7 protein-coding genes and 1 pseudogene are annotated in these 6,478 nt (G+C 69.7%); 1 reads left to right on the top strand and 7 read right to left on the bottom strand.

The window, feature by feature from the left end:
• A pseudogene (locus H958_RS0103730) lies at positions 1–202 on the top strand (ISNCY family transposase); the annotation flags it as partial.
• A 184-nt stretch (positions 203–386) separates the two neighbouring features.
• Here H958_RS0103730 and H958_RS34770 read toward each other — a convergent pair.
• The 7 genes from H958_RS34770 to H958_RS45840 form a co-directional block, all read right to left on the bottom strand.
• Entirely contained in the window at positions 387–1,043 is a 657-nt protein-coding gene (locus tag H958_RS34770) for a GntR family transcriptional regulator (protein ID WP_037408884.1), read from the bottom strand.
• A 106-nt stretch (positions 1,044–1,149) separates the two neighbouring features.
• Entirely contained in the window at positions 1,150–1,896 is a 747-nt protein-coding gene (locus tag H958_RS0103720) for a hypothetical protein (RefSeq protein ID WP_028057670.1), read from the bottom strand.
• A gap of 94 nt (positions 1,897–1,990) precedes the next feature.
• Positions 1,991–2,539, bottom strand: coding sequence for a dihydrofolate reductase family protein (locus H958_RS0103715; protein WP_028057669.1), 549 nt, complete (start codon positions 2,537–2,539; stop codon positions 1,991–1,993).
• A 165-nt stretch (positions 2,540–2,704) separates the two neighbouring features.
• The gene (gene acs, locus H958_RS0103710; RefSeq protein WP_028057668.1) at positions 2,705–4,678 is read right to left on the bottom strand and encodes an acetate--CoA ligase; all 1,974 of its coding nucleotides are present in this window, start codon (positions 4,676–4,678) and stop codon (positions 2,705–2,707) included.
• Between the two features lie 27 nt (positions 4,679–4,705).
• Complete coding sequence (locus H958_RS0103705; RefSeq protein ID WP_051323765.1) at positions 4,706–5,341, bottom strand: acetate uptake transporter; 636 nt, start codon at positions 5,339–5,341, stop codon at positions 4,706–4,708.
• A 63-nt stretch (positions 5,342–5,404) separates the two neighbouring features.
• Positions 5,405–6,283, bottom strand: coding sequence for a hypothetical protein (locus tag H958_RS0103700; RefSeq protein ID WP_028057666.1), 879 nt, complete (start codon positions 6,281–6,283; stop codon positions 5,405–5,407).
• Positions 6,283–6,465, bottom strand: a complete 183-nt coding sequence (locus tag H958_RS45840; RefSeq protein ID WP_156027659.1) for a hypothetical protein — start codon at positions 6,463–6,465, stop codon at positions 6,283–6,285. The genes H958_RS0103700 and H958_RS45840 overlap by 1 nt, the downstream gene beginning before the upstream one ends.
• Positions 6,466–6,478: the final 13 nt, after the last annotated feature.

The raw sequence follows: 6,478 nt of genomic DNA, 5'->3' as shown, positions 1-6,478 counted from the left end.
CGGCCGCCACGCCCCCCACGGCCGCAAGACCAACCGCCGGCTGGCCAAGTTCCGCGTCGGCGCCGAAGGCCGCATCAGTCACCTCAAGCGACGCTACGGCCTCGACCGATCCCGCCTCAAAGGCCACACCGGCGCCCGCACCTGGGCCGCCTGGGCGATCCTCGCCTACAACCTCGACACGCTCGCCCTCAGGACCACCTGACGCGACCGGCGACGCGATCCGCTGAACGGCCGGCGGGCCCGCCAACCACCGCCCGCCACACCCGTCCGGACCGCCTGACACCATCACCACCGGTCGCGGAGCCGCCCGCCCACGACCCGCCCGATGAACGGCCGCGCCGCCCGCGCGGCCGTTCTCACTTCACCCGTTTATCCGGGGGAAGTAACTAGGGCACGGCGATCGCGCCCGGCTCCGGGTCGGCGCGCCCCGCCCAAATGCCGCGCGTGTGGATGAGGTGGCGCTTCATCAGCGTCTCGGCCTCGGCGGCATCGCGCTGTTCGAGCGCGTCGAGGATGTCGCGGTGCTCCGCCGCCGACTTCGTCAAGTTGCCCTCGCGCGCGAGCTCGGAGATGCCCGCGATGCGCGTCTGGTCGCGCAACTGGGCGACCAGACGCACGAGCCGCCCGTTCCCCGTCAACTCGAGCATGCCGAGGTGAAACGCACGGTCGGCCACCAAGAAGCCGGCGACGTCGGCCGCCGCCGCGGTCGCCTCGATCTGTTCGACGATCTCGCGCAGATCGCGGAGATCGGCGTCGCTCGCCCGCTCGGCCACGATCCGCATCGACGGCACCTCGAGCATCAGGCGTAGCTGGCTGATCTCGTCGAGGTCGGCCTCGTCGGGTGTGAGGATGCGGAAACCGCGGTTGCGGACAGGCTTGACAAGCCCGCCGTTGGCGAGCTCCAGCATCGCCTCGCGAACCGGTGTGGGCGAGACGCCCAGGCGCTCCGCGAGCGCGGAGGCGGAGTACATCTCGCCGGCCGCGAGCTCGCCGGCGAGGATGCTGGCGCGGATCATCTGCTGCGCCTGCTCTCGCAGGCTCATGGACGTGAGCGGTTTCACGGTCCTGTTTTATACGTCCGACGGGACGTCTCTAGATGTGGCGGCGGCTCGCTGAGTGCTGCTGAACGCGCCACGCACCCAGACTCCCTTACAGCTGGAGATACCTCGCCACATCCGGTTCATGCGCTTCGATGGCCGATGCGATCCGGTCGTCACGTCGTATCGGGGCCTCGGCAACGAGCTCCGCCACCTTCGATGGCGAGAACGAGAGGCGCAGGCTTCCCAGTTCCATCGTCAACGGCGTCGAGGAGCTGTGCGGCGTGAGCGAGACGCGGAAACCGTCGCGGGTGGACAAGCCGTACAGTGCCGTCGCGGTCTGACAGAGACGCGCCGCGACATCGGCTTCGGTGGAGCCGGCCCAACTGCCGGTCATCAATGCGGCGACGTCTTTTGGCAGCCGGCCCTGAGAGGTCAGTGACAGCTCCGCATAGTCTGCCGGAGTCAGCACCAGCAGGCCGGTCCGCTCGCTGTCGGGAGGATCGGCAGACCGAAAGACGAAGATCGCGCTGGCTGCCGGGTCATCCCCGTCGGACGAGTCGAACAGGATCTTGTCCAGCAGATAGCCGCGGGACGCCGCGCCGGTTCGCACGAGCTCGTTGACCCTCTTCCTCCACCACGCGCTCACCGGTGTGGAACGCGCGAGGTGGGAGAGGATCTGCTTCACGAAATCGGCCTCGCGTGCCGCCTGGACGGCCTGTGCCGCCGCGACGACCGCCGCAATCGCAACCGCGCCGGCAGCGATGTGCGTGTACGGCGACTCCTGCGCGGCGTAGATGCCGAGGACGGCGGCAACGAGCCCGAACGCGAGGACGATGATCTGTGTGTTCTTCAGCATGGTCTCTCCGTCCTGCGACTAGGAATGCAGTCAGGCGTCCCGCCACGCGACGGCGAGCCTACGGCTAAGGCCTGACGGTGTCCAGCCGGCGGCCCTACGCCTGCGGCCGGTAGCCCAGGTAGACGACGCCGTTCGCGTACGAGCGGGTCGCCGCGAGCGAGAGCTTGTGGGGTGCGGCACCGTCGGGGAAGAGCCTCGGGCCGGAGCCGAGGGTGAGCGGGTACACGAACAGGTGCAGTTCGTCGATCAGGCCGTCGTCGAGCATCGCCCGGACGAGCGTGCGGCTGCCGCTGATGTAGAGGTCGCCGTCGACCTCGTCCTTGAGTGCGCGGAGCGCCTCGGCGTCATAGGGCCCGACGATCTTCGAGTTCCGCCAGGTCGCCGTCTCCAGCGTCCCCGAGACGACGTACTTGGTGGTGTCGTTGAAGAACGGCGCCCCTGGATCGTCCTCCGCGGTCCGCGTCGACCACGCCGGCTCGAACATCTCGTAGGTCGTGCGCCCGAGCAGGATGCCGCGGCTGCGCTGCGTGAACCCGCCGATGGTCTCCCCCATCTCCGGGTCGAAGCCGTAGTCGAACGTCCACGTCGGCGCGTCGATCACGCCGTCGAGGCTCATGAACTCGTGTACGTGTACCGCACCCATCTGCTACCTCCGGTCGAAGTGACGTCGAGCCCGCGCCGCCGGCGCGAGCTCATCGAGCGGTCATCTTCGCGCGCAGCGCGTTTCGGTGCGGTCACGTCCGACGAACGGGGCGGTCGGCATGGCGCGACGAGCGGTCGCGCCATACCGATGGGGCGGCCGGCGGAGCTAGCCGGTTCCCTCCGCGTCGCGCTCGCGGATCTTGCCCTCCAGCTGCTCCATCACGTCCGGGTCGCGCAGGGTCGTGACGTCGCCCAGCTCGCGCCCCTCGGCGATGTCGCGCAGCAGCCGGCGCATGATCTTGCCCGAGCGCGTCTTGGGCAGGTCGTCGGCCCAGATGATCCGCTTGGGCCGCGCGAACTTGCCGATCCGCCCGGCGACCTGCTCGCGGATCGCGCCGACCAGCTCGTCGTCGCCCTCCAGCGAGCCCTCGAGCGTGACGAACGCGGTGATCGCCTGGCCGGTGTCCTCGTCCGTCTGCCCGATCACGGCGGCCTCGGCGACCTTCGGGTGCGAGACGATCGCCGACTCCACCTCGGCCGTCGAGAGCCGGTGGCCGGAGACGTTCACGACGTCGTCGATGCGCCCGATGATCCAGAAGTAGCCGTCCTCGTCGCGCCGCGCGGCGTCGCCGACCAGGTACGTCTCACGCCCGAACTTGTCCCAGTAGGTCTCGACGAAGCGGTCGTCCTCCTTGAAGAGGGTCCGCAGCATCGCGGGCCACGGGCGGGTGAGCGTGAGGTAGCCCTGCTCGGTGCCGACGTCCTCGCCCTGCTCATTGACGACGGCGGCGTCGATGCCCGGCAGCGGACGCCCCGCCGAGCCCGGCTTGGCCTCGAGCACGCCCGGGAGCGTGGTGATCATGATCGCGCCGGTCTCGGTCTGCCACCAGGTGTCGACGATCGGGCAGTTGCCGCCGCCGATCACCTTCCAGTACCACAGCCACGCCTTCGGGTTGATCGGCTCGCCGACCGTCCCGAGCAGCCGCAGCGACGACAGGTCGTGGCGCTCCGGGTACTCGGCGCCCCACTTCATGCACGCGCGGATCGCGGTCGGGGCGCAATACAGGATCGAGACCTTGTAGCGCTCGACGATCTCCCACCAGATGTCCTTGTCGGGGTAGTCGGGCGCGCCCTCGTACATCACCGACGTCGCGCCGTTGGCCAGCGGCCCGTAGATGATGTAGGAGTGCCCGGTGACCCAGCCGACGTCGGCGGCGCACCAGTAGACGTCCTCGTCGGGCTTGAGGTCGAACACGGCGCGGTGCGTGTACGCCACGCCGGTCAGGTAGCCGCCCGTGGTGTGGAGGATGCCCTTCGGCTTGGCCGTCGAGCCGCTCGTATAGAGGATGTACAGCGGGTCCTCCGCGTCCATCGGCTCGGGCGGGCACTCGTCCGCGGCTGCCTCGAGCAGCTCGTGGTACCAGTGGTCGCGCCCCTGCTTCATCGGCGCGTCGTTGTCGGCGCGCCGGACGACGACGATCGTGTCGACGAGGTCGCCGATGACCTCGTCGACGTTGCTCTTGATCGGCGCCGTCTTGCCCTTGCGCCGGGCTCCGTCGACCGTGATCAGGACCTTGGCCTCGGAGAACTCGATGCGCTCCTTCACCGACTCGGCGCTGAACCCGCCGAAGACGACGTTGTGGATCGCGCCGATGCGTGCGCAGGCGAGCATCGCGACGGCGACCTCGGGGACCATCGGGAGGTAGATCGCCACCACGTCGCCCTTCGCCACGCCGACGTCCTTGAGCGCGTTGGCGAGCTTCTGGACATCACGGTGCAGATCGGCGTACGTGATGTCGAGCTCCTCGCCCTCCTCCCCACGCCAGTGGTACGCGACGCGATCGCCGCGGCCGGCGGCGACGTGCCGGTCCAGGCAGTTGTGGGAGACGTTCAGCTTGCCGCCTACGAACCACTTCGCGAACGGCGGGTTCGACCAGTCGAGCACGGTGTCCCACTTGGTGTCCCAATCGAGCATCTCGGCCTGCTCGGCCCAGAACCCCTCGAAGTCGGCCTCGGCGCGCTCGTAGATCGAGGCGTCTGAGATGACCGCGTTCGCCTTGAAGTCCTCCGGTGGCGGGAACCTCTCCTGATCCAGCAGCTCGTCCAGCTGCTGCTCGAGCGTCTGCCCTTCCGTCGCCATGCCAGCTCCTCTCTCTACGTCACCGACTCATCGCCGCAGCGGACCGACGGGAAACACCGTCCGGCCGAACGTCGCGTTGCTGACCTCCGCGAAGGAGGCGTACCACGCGGCGACCGCCGTTGCCAGTCCGAGCCACCCACCGATCTTGATGATGCCGGAGTGGCCGCCGGCGTTGCCGATTCCCAGCACGATGAAGGTCAGAGCGAGCAGCGCGAAGACGACCGAGATGGCCATCGTCGTGCGCAGCGACGGGATGAACATGTAGGCGGTGAAGATGCCCCAGGCGATCAGGTACAGGCCGACGGCATGGCCGGCGTCGGCGGCCGGGATGCTCTTCTCGAAGAACTCCACGAACGCCCAGAACGACAGCCAGAAGGCGCCGTAGGAGCAGAACGCGGTCGCGCCGAAGGTGTTGCCGGCGCGGAACTCCCACAAGCCGGCGAGCAGCTGCGCCAACCCGCCGTAGGCGAGTGCCAGGCCGAAGACGACCGGCTCACCTCCCGCGGCCAGCAGGCCGGCGTTGAACATGCTCAGCACGAACGTCGTCAGCGCGAACGCGGCCAGCCCGAGCGGGGCGGGGTTCGCGACCGGCGGGAGCGTGCTGGCAGGCGACTCGACCGGACTGACGATGCGATCGTCGCCGATGCGTGCACTGGCAGCCATTGCAGAATCCTCCCTGCGGAACGGTGTGCGACACATCCCACCGTAGGCCGGGAAGATGAAAGTTCAATGACGTTTCTTGCGCTTGCGGCGCTCGGGCGCCGCGGGGCCGGCCGGCTGCGGCGTGGGCTCCGGCTTTGGAGCGCCGCGTCGGGGCGCGGGTTGGCGCGCGGGCCACGGCTCGGCGCGGCCGGTGTCCCATGCCGGCGGGATCCCGCCCATCCAGGCCCGGAACAGCAGCAGCGCGAGCGCGGCCTGGAAGAGCACCTGCAGCAGCGGGCCGAACAGCGGCAGCGGCAGGATGAAGAACACGCCGGTGCCGATGCCGACGACGCCGAGCAGGCGCGTGAGCAGCCCGGCGCGCATCGCGTTCAGCGACACCAGCACGTAGGCGCCGGCCGACGCGATCAGCGCGAAGAAGCCGAGCGCGTTGGCGAACACGAGCAGGCCGTTGCCCTTGGCCGCGTCGGCGACCGTCCGCCCGCTGTCGAGCACCTGGTTGTCGTGCACGACCTCGCCGACGATGCCGAGCAGCGTGTAGAGGCCGGAGAGGACACCGCCGACGATCGGCAGGTAGATCACCCAGCGCTTGAGCTCGGGGCGCCGCGCGCGCGTCGCGACCGCGAGGAAGCCGAGCGCCCACCCGGCCGCGATGCCCGCGATCAGCCCCACGACGCCGAGCACGAGCAGCAGCGCCTGGTGATCGACGATGTACTGCATGCGCGGGATCTGCAGCGACGGCAGGTCGTTGACGGGGCCCGGCCGCACGCCGCGCTGCAGCGCCTCCAGCCCCGACGGCGTCGGCGCGTCGTTGCCGACCTGGACGTTGCCCCAGAAGCCGCCGATCAGCGTGAGGACGGCGACGATCGCCGCGATCCCTGCGCGGGGGCGCTGACGCGCCTCCCAGTCGAGCTGCTTCTGCGGGTCCTCGGAGACGACGGCCACTACTCGCTTACTTTAGTGGGGAGTCGCCGCCTCGCAGGCTCGGGAGGCAGCTCGCCCCGGCCCGCGACGCGCGACACGCGGTCGCCGACATAGAGCGTCGCGTCGAGCACGGGCGCCAGCAGCCGGATCAGCGCCTCGACGCGCCGCCGGTTGGCGAGTTGTGAAGCGGTCCTGTGTGGCACGGTCGCGCGATTG

The organism is Candidatus Solirubrobacter pratensis, assembly GCF_000425945.1.
In the GTDB taxonomy this organism is placed as follows: Bacteria; Actinomycetota; Thermoleophilia; order Solirubrobacterales; family Solirubrobacteraceae; genus Solirubrobacter; species Solirubrobacter pratensis.
This window is presented reverse-complemented; position numbering and strand designations above follow the sequence as displayed.